This is a genomic window from Streptomyces sp. A01, from assembly GCF_059026195.1.
In genome coordinates this window covers 150,114-168,361 of sequence record NZ_JBWLKN010000007.1, presented here as the reverse complement: position 1 = coordinate 168,361, position 18,248 = coordinate 150,114, and the positions used below count along the sequence as shown (strand labels likewise).

At 67.5% G+C, this 18,248-nt stretch carries 25 protein-coding genes; 2 read left to right on the top strand and 23 right to left on the bottom strand.

The genetic code is table 11. The features are described from left to right. Positions 1 to 10: 10 nt before the first annotated feature. The 18 genes from rplR to rpsJ form a co-directional block, all read right to left on the bottom strand. Positions 11 to 394: a 50S ribosomal protein L18 gene (rplR, locus tag AC5P1B_RS11835; RefSeq protein ID WP_493886821.1), complete on the bottom strand. Its 384-nt coding sequence runs from the start codon at positions 392 to 394 to the stop codon at positions 11 to 13. A gap of 3 nt (positions 395 to 397) precedes the next feature. Next, entirely contained in the window at positions 398 to 937 is a 540-nt protein-coding gene (rplF, locus tag AC5P1B_RS11830) for a 50S ribosomal protein L6 (RefSeq protein ID WP_493886819.1), read from the bottom strand. 21 nt (positions 938 to 958) lie between these two features. Next, positions 959 to 1,357 carry a 30S ribosomal protein S8 gene (rpsH, locus tag AC5P1B_RS11825; protein ID WP_493886817.1) on the bottom strand — a complete coding sequence of 133 codons (399 nt, stop codon included), beginning with the start codon at positions 1,355 to 1,357 and terminating at the stop codon, positions 959 to 961. 257 nt (positions 1,358 to 1,614) lie between these two features. After that, positions 1,615 to 1,800, bottom strand: a complete 186-nt coding sequence (locus tag AC5P1B_RS11820; RefSeq protein WP_030890724.1) for a type Z 30S ribosomal protein S14 — start codon at positions 1,798 to 1,800, stop codon at positions 1,615 to 1,617. Positions 1,801 to 1,802: 2 nt separating this feature from the next. After that, on the bottom strand, positions 1,803 to 2,363 hold the full coding sequence (gene rplE / locus AC5P1B_RS11815; protein WP_493886815.1) for a 50S ribosomal protein L5: 561 nt from the start codon (positions 2,361 to 2,363) through the stop codon (positions 1,803 to 1,805). Continuing rightward, positions 2,363 to 2,686: a 50S ribosomal protein L24 gene (rplX, locus tag AC5P1B_RS11810; RefSeq protein ID WP_493886813.1), complete on the bottom strand. Its 324-nt coding sequence runs from the start codon at positions 2,684 to 2,686 to the stop codon at positions 2,363 to 2,365. The genes rplE and rplX overlap by 1 nt, the downstream gene beginning before the upstream one ends. A gap of 3 nt (positions 2,687 to 2,689) precedes the next feature. Then, positions 2,690 to 3,058: a 50S ribosomal protein L14 gene (gene rplN, locus AC5P1B_RS11805; RefSeq protein WP_176163508.1), complete on the bottom strand. Its 369-nt coding sequence runs from the start codon at positions 3,056 to 3,058 to the stop codon at positions 2,690 to 2,692. Positions 3,059 to 3,191: 133 nt separating this feature from the next. Then, positions 3,192 to 3,476: a 30S ribosomal protein S17 gene (rpsQ, locus tag AC5P1B_RS11800; protein WP_493886809.1), complete on the bottom strand. Its 285-nt coding sequence runs from the start codon at positions 3,474 to 3,476 to the stop codon at positions 3,192 to 3,194. After that, positions 3,476 to 3,700: a 50S ribosomal protein L29 gene (gene rpmC, locus AC5P1B_RS11795; protein WP_493886806.1), complete on the bottom strand. Its 225-nt coding sequence runs from the start codon at positions 3,698 to 3,700 to the stop codon at positions 3,476 to 3,478. The genes rpsQ and rpmC overlap by 1 nt, the downstream gene beginning before the upstream one ends. After that, the gene (rplP, locus tag AC5P1B_RS11790) at positions 3,700 to 4,119 is read right to left on the bottom strand and encodes a 50S ribosomal protein L16 (protein WP_176163506.1); all 420 of its coding nucleotides are present in this window, start codon (positions 4,117 to 4,119) and stop codon (positions 3,700 to 3,702) included. Before rplP ends, rpmC begins: the two co-directional genes overlap by 1 nt. 5 nt (positions 4,120 to 4,124) lie before the next feature. Continuing rightward, entirely contained in the window at positions 4,125 to 4,964 is an 840-nt protein-coding gene (rpsC, locus tag AC5P1B_RS11785) for a 30S ribosomal protein S3 (RefSeq protein ID WP_493886805.1), read from the bottom strand. Further along, entirely contained in the window at positions 4,964 to 5,311 is a 348-nt protein-coding gene (gene rplV / locus AC5P1B_RS11780) for a 50S ribosomal protein L22 (protein ID WP_052859704.1), read from the bottom strand. The genes rpsC and rplV overlap by 1 nt, the downstream gene beginning before the upstream one ends. Before the next feature lie 43 nt (positions 5,312 to 5,354). Next, positions 5,355 to 5,636 (bottom strand): 30S ribosomal protein S19, encoded by a 282-nt coding sequence (rpsS, locus tag AC5P1B_RS11775; RefSeq protein ID WP_014054167.1) that lies wholly within the window; start codon positions 5,634 to 5,636, stop codon positions 5,355 to 5,357. A 12-nt stretch (positions 5,637 to 5,648) separates the two neighbouring features. After that, complete coding sequence (gene rplB, locus AC5P1B_RS11770; RefSeq protein ID WP_493886801.1) at positions 5,649 to 6,485, bottom strand: 50S ribosomal protein L2; 837 nt, start codon at positions 6,483 to 6,485, stop codon at positions 5,649 to 5,651. 47 nt (positions 6,486 to 6,532) lie between these two features. Then, on the bottom strand, positions 6,533 to 6,865 hold the full coding sequence (gene rplW / locus AC5P1B_RS11765) for a 50S ribosomal protein L23 (RefSeq protein ID WP_493886798.1): 333 nt from the start codon (positions 6,863 to 6,865) through the stop codon (positions 6,533 to 6,535). After that, positions 6,865 to 7,539, bottom strand: coding sequence for a 50S ribosomal protein L4 (rplD, locus tag AC5P1B_RS11760; protein WP_493886795.1), 675 nt, complete (start codon positions 7,537 to 7,539; stop codon positions 6,865 to 6,867). The genes rplW and rplD overlap by 1 nt, the downstream gene beginning before the upstream one ends. A gap of 7 nt (positions 7,540 to 7,546) precedes the next feature. Continuing rightward, on the bottom strand, positions 7,547 to 8,191 hold the full coding sequence (gene rplC / locus AC5P1B_RS11755; RefSeq protein ID WP_493886793.1) for a 50S ribosomal protein L3: 645 nt from the start codon (positions 8,189 to 8,191) through the stop codon (positions 7,547 to 7,549). Positions 8,192 to 8,204: 13 nt separating this feature from the next. Next, positions 8,205 to 8,513, bottom strand: a complete 309-nt coding sequence (rpsJ, locus tag AC5P1B_RS11750) for a 30S ribosomal protein S10 (protein WP_003948644.1) — start codon at positions 8,511 to 8,513, stop codon at positions 8,205 to 8,207. A gap of 789 nt (positions 8,514 to 9,302) precedes the next feature. On the opposite strand from rpsJ, the gene AC5P1B_RS11745 reads away from it, so the two are divergent. Together AC5P1B_RS11745 and AC5P1B_RS11740 are read left to right on the top strand one after the other, a co-directional pair. Then, positions 9,303 to 10,121, top strand: a complete 819-nt coding sequence (locus AC5P1B_RS11745) for a class I SAM-dependent methyltransferase (RefSeq protein ID WP_493886791.1) — start codon at positions 9,303 to 9,305, stop codon at positions 10,119 to 10,121. 261 nt (positions 10,122 to 10,382) lie between these two features. Further along, positions 10,383 to 12,605 carry a PIG-L family deacetylase gene (locus tag AC5P1B_RS11740; protein WP_493886789.1) on the top strand — a complete coding sequence of 741 codons (2,223 nt, stop codon included), beginning with the start codon at positions 10,383 to 10,385 and terminating at the stop codon, positions 12,603 to 12,605. Positions 12,606 to 12,844: 239 nt separating this feature from the next. Here the strand turns inward: AC5P1B_RS11740 and tuf are convergent, their stop codons facing one another. From tuf to AC5P1B_RS11715, 5 genes are all read right to left on the bottom strand, one after another. Beyond that, complete coding sequence (gene tuf, locus AC5P1B_RS11735; protein WP_493886787.1) at positions 12,845 to 14,038, bottom strand: elongation factor Tu; 1,194 nt, start codon at positions 14,036 to 14,038, stop codon at positions 12,845 to 12,847. A 247-nt stretch (positions 14,039 to 14,285) separates the two neighbouring features. Continuing rightward, positions 14,286 to 16,388 carry an elongation factor G gene (gene fusA / locus AC5P1B_RS11730; RefSeq protein WP_493886785.1) on the bottom strand — a complete coding sequence of 701 codons (2,103 nt, stop codon included), beginning with the start codon at positions 16,386 to 16,388 and terminating at the stop codon, positions 14,286 to 14,288. 38 nt (positions 16,389 to 16,426) lie between these two features. Continuing rightward, positions 16,427 to 16,897, bottom strand: a complete 471-nt coding sequence (rpsG, locus tag AC5P1B_RS11725) for a 30S ribosomal protein S7 (RefSeq protein WP_493886783.1) — start codon at positions 16,895 to 16,897, stop codon at positions 16,427 to 16,429. Between the two features lie 2 nt (positions 16,898 to 16,899). After that, positions 16,900 to 17,271: a 30S ribosomal protein S12 gene (rpsL, locus tag AC5P1B_RS11720; protein ID WP_003948652.1), complete on the bottom strand. Its 372-nt coding sequence runs from the start codon at positions 17,269 to 17,271 to the stop codon at positions 16,900 to 16,902. Between the two features lie 384 nt (positions 17,272 to 17,655). Next, positions 17,656 to 18,114, bottom strand: a complete 459-nt coding sequence (locus tag AC5P1B_RS11715; RefSeq protein WP_493887009.1) for a DUF1707 and DUF4190 domain-containing protein — start codon at positions 18,112 to 18,114, stop codon at positions 17,656 to 17,658. Positions 18,115 to 18,248 lie beyond the last annotated feature (134 nt).

The following is an 18,248-nucleotide window of genomic DNA, read 5'->3' as shown; positions in this document are numbered from 1 at the left end:
GAACCGGGGCTTAGAACTTCAGCCCGGCTTCGCGGGCGGCGTCCGCCAGAGCGGCGATGCGCCCGGCGTACTGGTTGCCACCGCGGTCGAACACGACGGCCTCGACGCCGGCAGCCTTGGCACGCTCGGCCACAAGGGCACCGACGTCCTTGGCCTGGGCGCTCTTGTCGCCGTCCGCGCTGCGGATCGACGCGTCCAGGGTCGACGCCGACGCGAGCGTGTGCCCAGCGATGTCGTCGATGACCTGAGCCACCATGTGGCGGTTGGAACGCGTGACCACCAGACGGGGGCGCTCGGGGGTGCCCGAAATCCGCTTACGAACGCGGATGTGGCGACGCTTGAGGGCGGCACTCTTGCGAGCGTTGCCCTTGGCGATCTTCACACCGTATGCCATGGCTTACTTACCAGCCTTTCCGACCTTGCGGCGGATGACCTCACCCGCGTACTTCACGCCCTTGGCCTTGTAAGGGTCAGGCTTGCGAAGCTTGCGAATGTTGGCGGCGACCTCGCCGACCTTCTGCTTGTCGATTCCCTCGACACTCAGCTTGGTCGGGGACTCGACCTTGAAGGTGATGCCCTCGGGGGCCTCGATCAGGATGGGGTGGCTGTAGCCCAGCGAGAACTCCAGGTTGGAGCCCTTCGCCTGGACGCGGTAACCGACACCACTGATTTCAAGAGCCTTGCTGTAGCCCGCGGTCACGCCGGTGATCATGTTCGCCACCAGCGTCCGGGACAGGCCGTGCAGGGCCTTGTTCTGACGCTCGTCGTTGGGGCGCGTGACGCTCAGTACGCCGTCCTCGCCCTTAGCGATCTCGATGGGCGCAGCAATGGTGTGGCTAAGGGAGCCCTTGGGACCCTTCACCGCGACCGTGCGGCCATCGATGGTGACGTCCACACCAGCGGGAACCTGGATGGGCAGCCGTCCAATACGCGACATTGGCTATTCCTCCGTTCCCGATTACCAGACGTAGGCGAGGACTTCCCCACCCACGCCCTTCTTGCTGGCCTGCTGGCCGGTGAGCAGCCCGTGGGACGTGGAGATGATCGCCACGCCCAGGCCGCCGAGCACCTTCGGCAGGTTGGTGGACTTTGCGTAGACCCGAAGGCCCGGCTTGGAGATGCGCTTGATGCCGGCGATCGAACGCTCACGGTTCGGGCCGAACTTCAGCTCAAGGATGAGGCTCTTGCCGACCTCGGCATCCTCGACCTTCCAGCCGGTGATGTAACCCTCCTGCTGGAGGATCTCCGCGATGTGCGACTTGATCTTGCTGTGCGGCATCACGACGGAGTCGTGGTACGCCGAGTTCGCGTTACGCAGACGCGTCAGCATGTCTGCGATGGGATCAGTCATGGTCATGAATTGGCCTTCGGCCTCTCTCGCCGGGGTTTCCTATCTGCGCCATCCCTCTCCCCGATCGATGTCGGGACGGGTGCGGCGCGGGGACCTTCGGCGTAGTAAGACGGTCTTGGGCGGCGGGCGCCCAACCCTTCTACCCTACGGGAAGAAAAGCAGGGCTCCCGCCGACCAGATGCTTACCGAGAGTCCAGGTAGTCCTTGTCCAGTCGCCCGCAGAGCACCCGTGAGGGGGGCCCTGGCCGGGCGGTGGGCGGGATTTACCAGGAGCTCTTGGTCACGCCCGGCAGCTCGCCGCGGTGGGCCATCTCACGAAGGCACACACGGCAGAGGCCGAACTTGCGGTACACGGAGTGGGGCCGGCCACAGCGCTGGCAGCGGTTGTACGCACGCACAGCGAACTTGGGCTTGCGGGCGGCCTTGGCAATCAGGGCCTTCTTCGCCACGGTCAGTTCTCCTTGAACGGGAAGCCGAGGTGACGAAGCAGGGCGCGGCCCTCATCGTCGTTGGACGCCGTGGTGACCACGGTGATGTCCATGCCCCGCGTCCGGTCGATCTTGTCCTGGTCGATCTCGTGGAACATGACCTGCTCCGTGAGACCGAAGGTGTAGTTGCCCCGACCGTCGAACTGCTTCGGGGACAGACCACGGAAGTCGCGGATACGCGGCAGCGCGAGCGACAGCGTGCGGTCCAGGAACTCCCACATCCGGTCACCACGGAGGGTGACGTGGGCACCGATCGGCTGGCCCTCACGCAGCTTGAACTGCGCGATGGACTTACGGGCCTTGGTGACGGCCGGCTTCTGACCGGTGATCGTGGTGAGGTCGCGGATGGCGCCCTCGATCAGCTTGGAGTCGCGGGCGGCGTCGCCCACACCCATGTTGACCACGATCTTGGTGAGGCCGGGAACCTGCATGATGTTCTCGTACGAGAAGTCCTCACGCAGCTTCGCCACGATTTCTTCGCGGTAGCGCTGCTTGAGACGCGGCGCGTTGGTGGTGGCAGTCATCAGATGTCCTCACCGGTCCGCTTGGCAACGCGGATCTTGTTGCCCTCGTCGTCGAAGCGGTATCCGACACGGGTGACGACCTTGTTGCCGTCCTTCTCCACGACGAGCTGAACGTTGCTCACGTGGATGGGGGCTTCGGTCGTCACAATGCCGCCGGTCTTCGAACCACGAGCGGTCTGGCCGGCCTTGGTGTGCTTCTTGACCCGGTTGACACCCTCGACGAGAACACGGTTCTCAGTAGGGATGGCCACAATGACCTTGCCCTGCTTGCCCTTGTCCTTACCGGTGATGACCTGGACCAGGTCGCCCTTCTTGATCTTCATCGGTTACAGCACCTCCGGCGCGAGAGAGACGATCTTCATGAACTTCTTCTCGCGCAGCTCGCGGCCCACCGGGCCGAAGATACGGGTGCCGCGGGGGTCGCCGTCGTTCTTCAGAATGACGGCGGCGTTCTCGTCGAAGCGGATGTACGAGCCATCGGGGCGACGGCGCTCCTTGACGGTGCGCACGATGACCGCCTTGATGACGTCACCCTTCTTCACGTTGCCACCGGGGATCGCGTCCTTGACGGTGGCGACGATGACGTCACCGATGCCCGCGTAGCGGCGACCGGAACCACCGAGAACACGGATGCAAAGGATTTCCTTCGCACCAGTGTTGTCGGCGACACGCAGTCGCGACTCCTGCTGGATCACGTCTATCTCCTGATCGTCTGCCGGTTCCCGGCAGGGGCTTGATCTCTCAAGCCCCTGCCGAGCCTGGCGGAACTGACCCGAGGGGGAACCCCCTCAGGCTGCATATCTCGGCATTTCCCTGACGGGAAAGTGCCTACTTGGCCTTTTCGAGGATCTCGACGACGCGCCAGCGCTTCGTCGCGGACAGCGGCCGGGTCTCCATGAGGAGGACACGGTCGCCGACACCCGCGGCGTTCTGCTCGTCGTGCGCCTTGAGCTTGTTCGTACGGCGGATGACCTTGCCGTACAGCGCGTGCTTCACACGGTCCTCAACGGCGACGACGACGGTCTTGTCCATCTTGTCGCTGACGACCAGACCCTCACGGGTCTTGCGGAAGCCGCGGTCCTGCGTCTTTTCAGTCACATTCGTCTCGCTCATCAGGCGCTCTCCACCGTCTCGATGCCCAGCTCGCGCTCACGCATCAGGGTGTAGATCCGGGCGATGTCCTTACGGACCAACTTCAGCCGGCCGTGGTTCTCCAGCTGCCCCGTCGCCGCCTGGAAGCGGAGGTTGAACAGCTCTTCCTTGGCCTCACGCAGCTTCGCGACGAGTTCCTCGTCGTTCAGCTCACGCAGCTCGGACGCCTTGGTACCGGCCGCCATCACGACTCACCTGCCTCGCGCCGCACGATCCGGCACTTCATCGGAAGCTTGTGGGCGGCGCGGGTGAGCGCCTCCTTAGCGACCTTCTCATTCGGGTAGGACAGCTCGAACATCACCCGACCGGGCTTGACGTTCGCGATCCACCACTCCGGCGAACCCTTACCGGAACCCATGCGGGTCTCGGCAGGCTTCTTCGTGAGCGGCCGGTCCGGGTAGATGTTGATCCAGACCTTGCCGCCACGCTTGATGTGGCGGGTCATCGCGATACGGGCGGCCTCGATCTGGCGGTTCGTCACGTACGCCGGCGTGACGGCCTGAATGCCGTACTCGCCGAACGCCAGCTCCGTGCCGCCCTTGGCCATACCCGACCGCTTCGGGTGGTGCTGCTTGCGGTGCTTGACCCTGCGAGGGATCAGCATGTCGGTCAGGCCTCCGTTCCGGTGGTCTCCGCCGGAGCAGCGACGGCGGGCGCCTCAGCCTTGGGGGCTTCGGCGGCCGGAGCCGACTGCTGCGGCTTGCGGCCGCCACGGCCGCCACGCTCGCCACCACGGCCACCGCGGGCCGGGCGCTCGTTGCCGCCGCCACGCGACGGGCGGTTGCCCGCACGCGCCGCGGCGTTCTCGGCACGGACCTCGGCGATGTTCTTGACGTCGCCCTTGTAGATCCAGACCTTCACACCGATGCGGCCGAAGGACGTCTTGGCCTCGAAGAAGCCGTAGTCGACGTTCGCGCGGAGGGTGTGCAGCGGCACACGGCCCTCGCGGTAGAACTCCGAGCGGGACATCTCGGCGCCGCCGAGACGGCCACCACACTGGATCTTGATGCCCTTGGCGCCGGCCTTCATCGTCGACTGCATGCTCTTACGCATGGCGCGACGGAAGGAGACGCGGGAGGACAGCTGCTCGGCGACGGCCTGGGCCACCAGCTGAGCGTCCGTCTCCGGGTTCTTCACCTCAAGGATGTTGAACTGGATCTGCTTGCCGGTGAGCTTCTCCAGGTTGCCCCGGAGCCGGTCGGCCTCCGCGCCGCGGCGGCCGATGACGATGCCCGGCCGGGCGGTGTGGACGTCGACGCGGACCCGGTCACGGGTGCGCTCGATCTCGACCTTGGAGATGCCGGCCCGCTCCATGCCCTGCGTGAGCATCTTGCGGATCGCGACGTCTTCCTTGACGTAGTCCTTGTACAGCTTGTCGGCGTACCAACGGGACTTGAAGTCCGTGGTGATGCCGAGCCGGAACCCGTGCGGGTTAACCTTCTGGCCCATTACCGGGTTCCTTCCTTGCTGCTGACGACCACGGTGATGTGGCTGGTCCGCTTGCGGATCCGGTAGGCGCGGCCCTGGGCTCGCGGACGGAACCGCTTCAGAGTCGGGCCCTCGTCGACATAAGCCTCAGTGATGACGAGGCTGCCGGCGTCGGTGTGGTCGTAGTTGTGTGCGGCATTGGCAATGGCGCTGTCGAGCACCTTGCCAACCGGCACGCTCGCGGCCTGCGGGGCGAAACGCAGGACCGCCTGAGCCTCCGTGGCATCCATGCCACGGATAAGGTCCACCACGCGGCGGGCCTTCATGGGCGTGACGCGGATGTACCGCGCCTGGGCCCTGGCTTCCATGGTTGTCCCTTCGGTGTCAGTCATAGTCTTCGCACTCCGCCGATCAACGACGCCGCGACTTGCGGTCGTCCTTCTCGTGGCCGCGGAAGGTGCGGGTCGGCGCAAACTCGCCGAGCTTGTGGCCGACCATCGACTCGGTGACGAACACCGGGACGTGCTTGCGGCCGTCGTGCACCGCGATCGTGTGGCCGAGCATGGCCGGGACGATCATGGAGCGGCGGGACCAGGTCTTGATGACGTTCTTGGTGCCTGCCTCGTTCTGTACGTCCACCTTCTTGCTCAGGTGGTCGTCGACGAAGGGCCCCTTCTTGAGACTGCGCGGCATCTAAACCCGCTCCTAGCGCTTCTTGTTCGTCTTGCGGCGGCGGACGATGTACTTGTTGCTGGCCTTCTTCGGCGAGCGCGTACGGCCCTCCTTCTGACCCCACGGCGAGACCGGGTGGCGACCACCGGAAGTCTTGCCTTCACCACCACCGTGCGGGTGGTCAACGGGGTTCATCACGACACCGCGGACGGTCGGGCGAACGCCCTTCCAGCGCATACGGCCGGCCTTGCCCCAGTTGATGTTCGACTGCTCGGCGTTGCCGACCTCGCCGACCGTGGCGCGGCAGCGGACGTCGACCAGCCGGATCTCACCGGACGGCATACGGAGGTGCGCCATGACGCCCTCCTTCGCCAGCAGCTGGACCGAAGCACCCGCGGAACGGGCGAACTTCGCGCCGCCGCCGGGCCGCAGCTCGATGGCGTGGATGACCGTACCGACCGGGATGTGGCGCAGCGGGAGGTTGTTGCCCGGCTTGATGTCGGCCCCGGGGCCGTTCTCAACCCGGTCGCCCTGCTGGAGCTTGGCCGGCGCGATGATGTAGCGCTTCTCACCGTCTGCGTAGTGCAGCAGCGCGATGCGAGCGGTGCGGTTCGGGTCGTACTCGATGTGCGCGACCTTGGCCGGCACGCCGTCCTTGTCGTGACGACGGAAGTCGATCACTCGGTAGGCGCGCTTGTGGCCACCGCCCTGGTGGCGAACGGTCACACGACCGGCGTTGTTACGGCCGCCCTTGCTGTGCAGAGGGCGGACCAGCGACTTCTCCGGCGTGGACCGCGTGATCTCGACAAAGTCGGCGACGCTGGAGCCACGACGGCCCGGAGTCGTCGGCTTGTACTTGCGGATACCCATTTCTCAGTCCTCGGAAGATTCCGGACTTCTAGACGATCCGATCCCCGTTAGGAGACCGGGCCGCCGAAGATGTCGATACGGTCGCCCTCGGCGAGGGTCACGATGGCGCGCTTGGTGTCCTTGCGCTTGCCGAAACCGGTCTTGGTCCGCTTGCGCTTACCCTGCCGGTTGATCGTGTTGACCCCGGTGACCTTGACCGAGAAGACCGCCTCGACGGCCTGCTTGATCTGGGTCTTGTTGGAGCCAGGCGCGACGATGAACGTGTACTTGTTCTCGTCGAGCAACGCGTAGCTCTTCTCGGAAACCACCGGCTTGACCAGGATGTCACGGGGGTCCGTGTAGGTCTTGCTGGTGATGACCTCTGCGGTTGCCTCACTCATCAGGCGTCGCTCCCTTCGAGCTCGGCCTCGGAGGCGACAGCCTTGGCAGACGCGGCCGGACCGGTCACGAAGGACTCGTAGGCGGCCTGCGTGAAGACCACGTCGTCAGAGACGAGCACGTCGTACGTGTTCAGCTGGCCCGGCTCCAGGATGTGCACCTGGGGCAGGTTGCGGGCGGACAGCCACGCGGCCTCGTCGGCCCTGTCGACAACCAGGAGCAGGTTCTTCCGCTCGCTGATCTTGCCAAGCAGGGTCTTCGCTGCCTTCGTGGAGGCCTCGCCCTCGACCACGCCGGTCACGACGTGGATGCGGCTGTGACGCGCCCGGTCGGAGAGGGCACCGCGCAGGGCGGCGGCCTTCATCTTCTTCGGGGTCCGCTGCGAGTAGTCACGCGGCACGGGACCGTGCACGACGCCACCACCGGCGAACTGCGGCGCGCGGGTCGAGCCCTGGCGCGCGCGGCCGGTGCCCTTCTGGCGGTACGGCTTCCTGCCGCCGCCGCGGACCTCGCCACGGGTCTTCGTCTTGTGCGTGCCCTGTCGGGCAGCGGCCAGCTGGGCGACTACGACCTGGTGGATCAGCGGAATGCTGACCTGCACGTCGAAGATCTCCGTGGGGAGTTCGACGGTCCCGGCCTTGTCACCTGCCGGCGAAAGGATGTCAATGGTGCTCATCGTTACCTCAGGCCCCCTTGGCCGCGGTACGGACCAGGACGAGGCCGCCGTTCGGACCAGGAACCGCGCCCTTGATGAGGAGCAGGCCCTTCTCCGCGTCAACGGCATGAACGGTCAGGTTCTGGGTGGTGACCCGCTCGTTGCCCATACGGCCGGCCATGCGCGTGCCCTTGAACACGCGGCCCGGGGTGGCGCAGCCACCGATGGCGCCAGGCGAGCGGTGCTTGCGCTGGGTACCGTGTCCGGCGCCGAGGCCGGCGAAGCCATGGCGCTTCATGACACCGGCGGTGCCCTTGCCCTTGCTGGTGCCGGTCACGTCGACCTTGACACCGGAATCGAACACCTCGGCGGTGACCTCCTGGCCGAGCGTGTACTCGCTGCTGTCAGCGGTACGCAGCTCCACCAGGTGGCGGCGCGGGGTGACGTCCGCCTTGGCGAAGTGACCCTTGAGGGGCTCGTTCACCTTGCGGGGGTCGATTTCGCCGAAGGCGATCTGGACGGCGTTGTAGCCGTCCGAGTCTGCGGTGCGGACCTGGGTCACGACGCAGGGACCGGCCTTGATGACGGTGACCGGGACAACACGGTTGTTCTCGTCCCACACCTGCGTCATACCGAGCTTCTCGCCCAGGACGCCCTTGATCTGCTTAGCCATCTCGCGCGTCACCTCAGAGCTTGATCTCGATGTCAACGCCCGCCGGAAGGTCGAGGCGCATCAGCGAGTCAACCGTCTTCGGCGTGGGGTCGAGGATGTCGATGAGGCGCTTGTGCGTGCGCATCTCGAAGTGCTCGCGAGAATCCTTGTACTTATGCGGCGACTTGATGACGCAGTACACGTTCTTCTCAGTGGGCAGCGGCACCGGGCCCGCGACCGACGCACCAGTACGCGTCACCGTCTCAACGATCTTCTTCGCCGATGAGTCGATGACCTCGTGGTCGTAGGCCTTGAGCCGGATGCGGATCTTCTGTCCCGCCATGGCTACTTTGTAGTCCTGTCTCTCGAAACGCTCTGGGACCCGGCTGGTTCGCGGCTTTCCCCCGACCCACGCGGTCGGGCGTGTCGCTCCCCTCCCCGTAAATCTCCACATGGAGAATCCCTGGAAGGGGTTGTGGGGGAAAGTCACCCACCGGGCGCCTGGCTGGGGCCCCGTTAACGCTTCCCGGAAGATTCCCGTACTTCCGCCCCTGCGCCTTGCGGCACACAGCATGGGGCGACGAGTACTGCGGGACTTGCTTCCAGTCCCCCCGGCGGGAGGCGCGCAACATCGGCACTCAACCGAGCAACCTGGTCAGTGTGCCATACGGGGCATGTCCGTCGCGAATCGAGCTTTGGAGCGTACCCCACGCGAGTGGCTGTGAATCTACGTACGGGCTGAAGCCGCGTGGCCCCTCGATGTCCTCGGCCTGCCCCAGGCTCGCTCGACACCGCCCTGACCAGGAGTTTCCACCCGGCCCCGAGCTTCCCTGAGCCAGCACGACCGTCACGCCGCCACGCGGCCGCCTCCACCCGCCACGGAGACCGATCACACAGCGTGGTATCGGCAGTGGCCACTCAGCTCGCGCGCGACCGCCCAGCGCGCGACCTTTGGGCATCACCCCGAAGCAGGGGCTTGCTCACTGGCGGTAGCGGGGGCCGGATGCCCGATCAGCGCCCGGCATCCCCGCCCCGCCACGCATGACCCCGCGCCCCACAGGGGAGCTATCGGGGCAAACCGCACAACGGGAGAGCGCGGGCGTGGCTCTCCCCGGCGAAGGGTTGGTCCAGCGTGACCTCGTACTCCCCGGACTCCCCGTACTCCCCGGACTCAGAGCCGATCCGCGTTCTCGACGTCGGCGGGCCCCACTACCGCAGGGCGTTCCAGCTGTTCCTGGCCGGTACGGATGAGAAGGCCACCCTCCACCCGTACCTGTCGCGGCTCGTCGCCCAGCTGCCGCGGCGGCGCGTCTTCCTCGATGTGGGGGCCGGGGCGGGAGACACCACCCGGCATGTCGGCCAGTACTTCGCCCGCGTCATCACCGTCGAGCCCAGTGCCGCGCTGCGCGAGAGCCTTCGGCGCGCCTGCCCCGGCGCCGACATCCTGCCGGTCCCGATCGAGCGGGCGGAACCCGGTGCCGGCCCCGATCTGGCGCTGTGCTCGCACGTCCTGTACTACCTGCCGAAGCCGTCCTGGCTGCCGACCATGCTGCGCGTGCTGCGCTGGGTGACGCCCGGCGGCGAGCTGGTCGTCCTGCTCCAGAATCCCGGCAACGCCTGCATGCGGATGGTCCGGCACTTCACAGGGGCCCGTTTCAGCCTGGCCGACCTGACCGCCGAGCTGGACGGACAGCACGGGCAGGACACCGACCTGGTCGCCGACTGGTCCATGGAGACCCTGCCCAACCACTACCGCACGTCCAGCGCGGCCGACGCGCTGGACGTAGCCGAGTTCGTACTCAACGTCCCCGGCCTGGCGGCCCTGGAGAACCCGCCCACCAGGAGCGAGCTCGCGGCGTACGTGCGGAGCAACTTCGCCCGGCCGGACGGGTCGTACGCGCTGGACCACACCCACGACGTCCTGCGCGTCCGCCGCTCCGCCACTCCGTGACGCCTCCCGGGCGCGGCCCGGAAGCGGCCCCGGGAGCGCCCGCGATGCCGCCGGTCCCGCGGCCGGTCCCGGCGCCCGTCCCGCGGCCGATGCCCGGCCGGCGGCGGCTCGGCGGCCGGCCGTGAACTGCCAGTGATCACTTTGTGACCGTCGTCCACGTCACATCGGGCAACCAACGCGGAGAGCCCGTCGTCTGCCATAACGCGAGTGCAGCCCGGGGTCGAGAGTGCTGCCCCGGAATGACATCGCGAGGCACTTCACGTGAACAGCTCCACCGCGCGGCCGCTGCCGAGCCGACGGCAGACCGTGGCCGCGCTGGCCGCGCTGACCGCCGCCAGCGTCGTGTACGGGCGCACCACGCCTGCCTCGACCGCCTCGCCCTCCGTCCCGGCCGCGCCCGTACGGTCCGTCGATCCGCACGCCGCCGAGCCGTTCGCCTCCGCCACCGGGGACAAGGACGCGCTGCTGCTCCAGGTCGTCGCCCACCCCGACGACGACCTGTACTTCATGAACCCCGACGCGCGGCACGTGCTCGCCGCCGGGACGCCGGTGGTGTCCGTCTACGTGACCGCCGGTGAGGCGAAGGGCGTCAACCGCGCTCCGGGCCGCCCCCGCCCCGAGCCGGACAAGCCCGGCTACGCCGCCGCCCGGCAGCAGGGCCTGCGGCAGGCGTACGCGGAGATGCTCGGCATGCACCGGTTCACCCGCTGGCAGCGGACCGTGCTGGACCTGCCGGGCCGGGTCACCGCCGAGACCAACCTGCTGACCCACGGGCGTACGTCGGTCCGGCTGGTCTTCCTCAACATCGCGACGCTCTCCGGCGACGGCACCAGGACACCCCGGCTGTGGGACACCCCCGGCACCAGCATGGAAACCCTCACCCCCACCGGCTCACCGCTGCGCGGCAGCAGCACCTACCACCACGAGACGCTGGTGGACGTCCTCGCGGACCTCATGGACCGCTACCGCCCCACCCTGATCCACACCCTGGACCCCGACCCCGACTTCCAGGAGCACGACCTCGCGCACCCGCGCGACAACGACCAGCCCGGCTGCTCCGACCACCGCGACCACACCCCGGTCGCGCTGTTCACCTGGAAGGCCATGTCCCAGTGGGTGGCCGACGCCTCCCAGCGCGACGGCCGCGCCCCGCGCTTCACCACCATCGCCTTCCGCGGCTACTACAACCAGCGCTGGCCGCACAACCTCCCCGCCGCCGTCGTACGGCAGAAGGCCCTCTACGTGGCGGCCTACGGCGGCAGCCCCGACTGGGACTGCGGCGACGCCGCCGGATGCGGCGACTACAGCCAGGGCGGCACCCGCCCGCTGCGCAACCGCAAGGGCTGGATTCGCAGCACCCACTACCGCTACCCCGGCGCGCTGCCCGCCCCGGCCACCGAGTCCGGCGGCCGCCTCGTCGCGTACGGCGTGCTCGGCACCCAGGCCGTGCGGTGGCGGGAGACGGCAGCGGGCAGCGGCCGCTGGGGCACCCCCCACAACCTCGGCGGCGGGCCGCTGGCCCCCACGCTGTGCGCCATACGGGACAGCGAGGGCCGCCAGCTGCTGTTCGCGCTGCGTTTCGCCGGGCTTGAGGGCCAGGGCGGGGCGAACGTCCGCGAGCTCGTCGTCCTCGAAGAGCGCCGCCCGGGAGGCCCGTTCAAGCCCTGGACCGGCCTCGGCAACCCGGAGCGGGACACCGAGCGCGGCCGCCGCGTCGGCTGCCCGGCGGCCATCGCCACCCCCGACGGCCGCGTCCACCTCTTCGCGCGCACGGCCGACAAGGGGATCGCCACCCGCGTACGCGACGCCCGCGGCCGCTGGGGCAGCTGGCAGCGGGTCGGCGCCGGCATCGGCGCGGCGGCCCGGCAGGCGGCGGACGACGAGATCCAGGACGGCCTGACCGTCGTGCTCGACACCGACTCGCGGGTCCACGTCTTCGCCGCGGGCCGCGGCTCCGTGCGGCACTGGGCGCAGGACCGCGCGGGCGGCCCGGTCCGGCCGCAGGCCCCCACCGGCCTCCCGCTCCCCGGCGAGCAGCCCGCCGCCGCCCTCAGCCCTGACGGCACCCTCACGCTCACCTACCGCACCCCCGCCGCCGCCGAGCCCGTCACGTACGCCCTCGACGGCGGCCGGCCCGCGACGGTCCTGCGCGACTTCGACGGCTACGGGCCGATCGCGACCCACTACACGACCGCCGCCACCGGCACCGATCCCAAGGACAACGGGCAGGACGGCACCGGCGACGCGCCGGGGACGCTGCTGCTGCTCGGGCGCGGCATCGACGGTGAGGTCCAGTTCCAGTACGGCACCGGTCGCCGCGCCCGCCCGCTGCGCGCCCCCCGGCTGACCCCGGTGGGCACGCCCGCTCTCGTACCGCCCAGCGAGGACCGCGGCGGGGGCGTGGGCGGCCAGGCCCGGGTGGTCGGCATGTCCCCGGGCGCCACACCGTGGATCTGGCAGCCGCGCCCGGTCGGCCGCGCCTGAGAACGCCGTCTGAGGTCGGCGGGCCCGCCGACCGTCCCCCGGGGCATCGGCCCGCCGCCGTAGGCGCTCACACACGCACGGGACTCGCCGCACGCCCCCGCACAGGGAGAAGCCCGCCGCGCGGGGATAAGCCACCGCACAGAAAACGCCTGGGCCCCGCTCACCGTTTCCGGCGAGCGGGGCCCAGGCTTCTTGCTGAGAGGCCCCTCCGCACCCCGGAGGGCGCGGAGGGAGTCAGATCACTTGTTGATCTTGGTGACCTGACCGGCGCCCACAGTGCGGCCACCCTCACGGATGGCGAACTTCAGGCCCTCTTCCATGGCGACGGGCTGGATCAGCGAGACAGACATCTCGGTGTTGTCGCCCGGCATGACCATCTCGGTGCCCTCGGGGAGGGTCACGACACCGGTCACGTCCGTGGTACGGAAGTAGAACTGGGGGCGGTAGTTGTTGAAGAACGGGGTGTGACGGCCACCCTCGTCCTTCGACAGGATGTAGGCCTGGGCCTCGAACTCGGTGTGCGGCGTGACCGAACCGGGCTTGATGATGACCTGGCCGCGCTCGACATCCTCGCGCTTGATGCCACGGAGGAGCAGACCGACGTTCTCACCGGCCTGGCCCTCGTCGAGCAGCTTGCGGAACATCTCGATGCCGGTGACCGTGGTGGTGGTCTTCTCGGTCTTGATGCCGATGATGTCGACGGTCTCGTTGACCTTGAGGATGCCACGCTCGATACGACCGGTGACGACGGTGCCACGACCGGTGATCGTGAAGACGTCCTCGATCGGCATCAGGAACGGCTTGTCGACGTCACGCTCGGGCTGCGGGATGGACTCGTCAACGGCCTTCATCAGGTCGAGGACGGTCTTGCCCCACTCCTCGTCGCCCTCAAGAGCCTTGAGCGCCGAGACCTTGACGACCGGAAGGTCGTCGCCCGGGAACTCGTACTCGGAGAGGAGCTCGCGGACCTCAAGCTCGACGAGCTCCATGATCTCCTCGTCGTCCACCATGTCGGCCTTGTTCAGGGCGACAACGATGTACGGCACGCCAACCTGGCGAGCGAGGAGCACGTGCTCCTTGGTCTGCGGCATCGGACCGTCGGTCGCGGCGACCACGAGGATCGCGCCGTCCATCTGGGCGGCACCGGTGATCATGTTCTTGATGTAGTCCGCGTGACCCGGGCAGTCAACGTGGGCGTAGTGACGCGACTCGGTCTGGTACTCGACATGCGCGATGGAGATGGTGATACCGCGCTGGCGCTCTTCCGGAGCCTTGTCGATCTGATCGAAGGCCGAGGCCTCGTTCAGGGTCGGGTACGCGTCATGCAGCACCTTGGTAATCGCCGCGGTGAGCGTCGTCTTACCGTGGTCAATGTGACCAATGGTGCCGATGTTGACGTGCGGCTTAGTCCGCTCGAACTTCGCCTTCGCCACTGGGGTCCTCCTGTGGACTGGTGCTGTACTCCATCCACACCTTGCGGATGGGTTCAGGTGGTCTTGTCGAACTGACCAGGACCCCGAGGGGATGCCCTTGGCCTAGTTCGCTTGGGGGCCGGCGCCCGGGGCCCCGCCACAGAAACGCCGTAGCGATCTGTGGCGGAATGCCCCGATGCCTTTGCTCCAGCCTAAAGGCTGAGCAACGCGCTGAGCTCATCCCCGCTGACGCGGGGACGGGCAGCTGTTACTCGCCCTTGACCTTCGCGATGATCTCCTCAGCGACGTTCCGGGGAACCTCGGCGTAGGAGTCGAACTGCATGGAGTAGCTCGCGCGACCGGAGGTCTTGCTCCGCAGGTCACCGACGTAACCGAACATCTCCGACAGCGGGACCAGGCCGGTGACGACCTTGGCACCACTGCGGTCCTCCATGGACTGGATCTGTCCACGGCGGGAGTTGATGTCACCGATCACATCGCCCATGTAGTCCTCGGGGGTGATGACCTCAACGGACATCATCGGCTCAAGCAGAGCCGGCGACGCCTTGCGGGCACCTTCCTTGAACGCCATGGAGCCGGCGATCTTGAACGCGAGCTCGGAGGAGTCGACGTCGTGGTAGGCGCCGTCGAGCAGCGTCACCTTCACGCCGGTCAGCGGGTAGCCGGCCAGCACGCCGAACTCCATGGCCTCCTGGCAGCCCGCGTCCACGGACGGGATGTACTCCCGCGGGATACGGCCACCGGTGACCTTGTTCTCGAACTCGTATCCGTCGCCTTCGAGCGGCGTGATCGCCATCTGCACCTTGGCGAACTGGCCGGAACCACCAGTCTGCTTCTTGTGCGTGTAGTCGATCCGCTCGACGGCCTTACGGAGCGTCTCGCGGTACGCGACCTGCGGCTTGCCGACGTTGGCTTCGACGCGGAACTCACGCTTCATACGGTCGACCAGCACGTCGAGGTGCAGCTCGCCCATACCCGCGATGATCGTCTGGCCGGTCTCCTCGTCGGTGTGGACCTGGAAAGACGGGTCCTCCTCGGCGAGGCGCTGGATGGCGACACCCAGCTTCTCCTGGTCGCCCTTGGACTTCGGCTCGATGGCGACCTGGATCACCGGAGCGGGGAAGTTCATGGACTCAAGGATGACCGGGTTCGACGAGTCGCAAAGAGTCTCACCGGTGGTGGTCTGCTTCAGACCCATGACGGCGACGATGTCGCCGGCGCCCACGCCGTCGATCTCTTCACGCTTGTTCGCGTGCATCCGGTAGATCTTGCCGATGCGCTCCTTCTTGCCCTTCACGGAGTTCAGCACCTGAGTGCCGGCCTCCAGGCGACCGGAGTAGATCCGGACGAAGGTGAGCTTGCCGAGGTGCGGGTCGCTCGCGATCTTGAAGGCGAGCGCGGAGAACGGCTCGTCCTCGGACGCCTTGCGGAAGACCTCGGTGTCCTCGTCATCGACCTTGTGGCCGGTGACGCCCTCGACGTCCACGGGGGACGGGAGGTAGGCGACCACGGCGTCGAGCAGGGGCTGGACGCCCTTGTTCTTGAACGCGGTGCCACAGAACACGGGCGTGAGGTTGCCGGCGATGGTGGCGCGGCGGATGCCGGCCTGCAGCTGCTCCACGGTGGGCTCCTGGCCCTCCAGGTACAGCTCCATCAGCTCTTCGTCGCCCTCAGCGGCGGTCTCAAGGAGCTTGTCGCGCCACTCGGCCGCGGCGTCGGCGTGGGTGTCCGGGATGTCGAGGGTGTCGTACATCTCACCCTTGGCAGCCTCGACGGACCACACCAGCGCCTTCATGTGGACGAGGTCGATGACGCCCTTGAAGTCCGCCTCAGCGCCGATCGGCAGCTGCATGACGAGCGGGGTCGCCCCCAGGCGGTCCGTGATCATGTCGACGCAGCGGTGGAACTCCGCACCGACGCGGTCCAGCTTGTTCACGAAGCAGATGCGCGGAACGTTGTAGCGGTCAGCCTGACGCCACACCGTCTCGGACTGCGGCTCCACACCGGCGACACCGTCGAACACTGTCACAGCACCGTCGAGCACGCGCAGCGAACGCTCCACCTCGACGGTGAAGTCCACGTGGCCCGGGGTGTCAATGATGTTGATGGTGTGGTCGACGTTGTTCACCGGCCAGTGACAGGTCGTCGCGGCCGACGTGATCGTGATGCCGCGCTCCTGCTCCTGCTCCATCCAGTCCATCGTGGCAGCGCCGTCGTGGACCTCACCGATCTTGTAGCTCACACCGGTGTAGAACAGAATCCGCTCGGTGGTCGTCGTCTTGCCCGCGTCGATGTGGGCCATGATCCCGATGTTGCGGACCCTGGCCAGGTCAAGTGAAGTGGTGGCCATTTGGCTCAGTCTTCTCTCGGTCTCGATGTGGGTAGCGACTACCAGCGGTAGTGCGCGAAGGCCTTGTTGGACTCGGCCATCTTGTGGGTGTCCTCGCGACGCTTGACCGCGGCGCCCAGACCGTTGCTGGCGTCCAGGAGCTCGTTCATCAGGCGCTCGGTCATGGTCTTCTCGCGACGGGCGCGCGAGTAGCCCACGAGCCAGCGCAGCGCGAGGGTGGCGGCGCGGCCGGGCTTGACCTCGACCGGCACCTGGTAGGTCGCGCCACCGACACGGCGGGACTTGACCTCAAGGGTCGGCTTGATGTTCTCCAGCGCGCGCTTGAGCGTGATGACCGGGTCGTTGCCGGTCTTCTCGCGCAGGCCCTCCATGGCGCCGTAAACGATGCGCTCGGCAGTGGAGCGCTTTCCGTTCAGCAGCACCTTGTTGATGAGGCTGGTGACAAGAGGAGAGCTGTAGACCGGGTCAATGATGACCGGGCGCTTCGGGGCGGGGCCCTTACGAGGCATTCTTACTTCTCCTTCTTGGCGCCGTAGCGGCTGCGAGCCTGCTTGCGGTTCTTGACGCCCTGGGTGTCGAGCGAGCCACGGATGATCTTGTAGCGAACGCCCGGCAGGTCCTTCACACGACCGCCACGCACGAGCACGATCGAGTGCTCCTGCAGGTTGTGGCCCTCACCCGGAATGTAAGCGGTGACCTCGATGCCGCTGGTCAGACGCACACGCGCGACCTTACGCAGGGCCGAGTTCGGCTTCTTCGGGGTGGTCGTGAAAACACGCGTGCAGACGCCACGACGCTGAGGGGAACCCTCAAGAGCGGGCGTCTTGTTCTTCTCGACCTTGTCCTGCCGGCCCTTTCGGACCAGCTGCTGGATCGTAGGCACCGTTTCTCCGGTTTCTGTGTGCCGTGTAGTGAAGCTAACCTGGCGTTTTCCCCGACCCACGCGGTCGGGTGTGTCGCGCACCCCAGACCTCGGCGACGAGCGCGGAAGTGCGGAGTTTGGTGTAAACACCTCGGTCACCCGTGCAGCGGGCGCTCCCGGCCTTCGGCCAGGATGCCTCCCACCCGGCGAGGCCAGATGGGGAGAATGCGCGCATGGGAGCCCGGGGACACGCCAGGCACAAGGTCAGAGCGTACCTACCGCATCGGCTCCGGTCAAAACAAATGCACACGCGTAGGACACGCCGGGCGGCCTCGACGCTTTCGCCACCGTAGTGTGCCCGGCCGCCATGCGGAAGCGCGTCTCAGCCGATGATCACGCCCGGCGTCAGCCGCTCGCCGCCACGATCAGCAGCACCATCAGGCCGATAAAGCCCATCACCAGGTATCCGAGGACCAGACCGGCGACCGCCAGACCGTCCCCCTGCTCACCCGTCCGGCGGATCTCCGCCCGCGCCTTGTGGCCCAGAATCACCGCGGGAATCGAGGTGACGCCGACCATGGTGCCCAGGATGCCGCAGACCATCGCGCCTGTCGCGCTTCCGTTGGTACGCGGCGGGGCGGGCAGGAACGTCTGCGGCACCATCATCGGGCGCGGGGCGAACTGCGCCTGGGGAACCGGGCCTTGGGGCAGGTCCGCGACGATGACCTGGAGCTCACCGTAGGTCTGTGCCTGGTAGGCCCGGCCGATCCGCTCCTCGTACTCCGGCTGGGACAGCCGCCCCTCGGCGAAGCCGGCCTTCAGCACATCGACCGCGCGCTCCCGCTCGGCGTGCGAAGCCCGCATCATCGGTGTCTGGTTGACCGGCTGAGCCGGTTGTCCGCCTTGCCACGGTTGGAACGCCACCTCAGAAACCTCCCCCAGCTGGACAGCTCCCCCCATCATCCACGACAAACCGCAGGGCGGTCATCCCACACCGG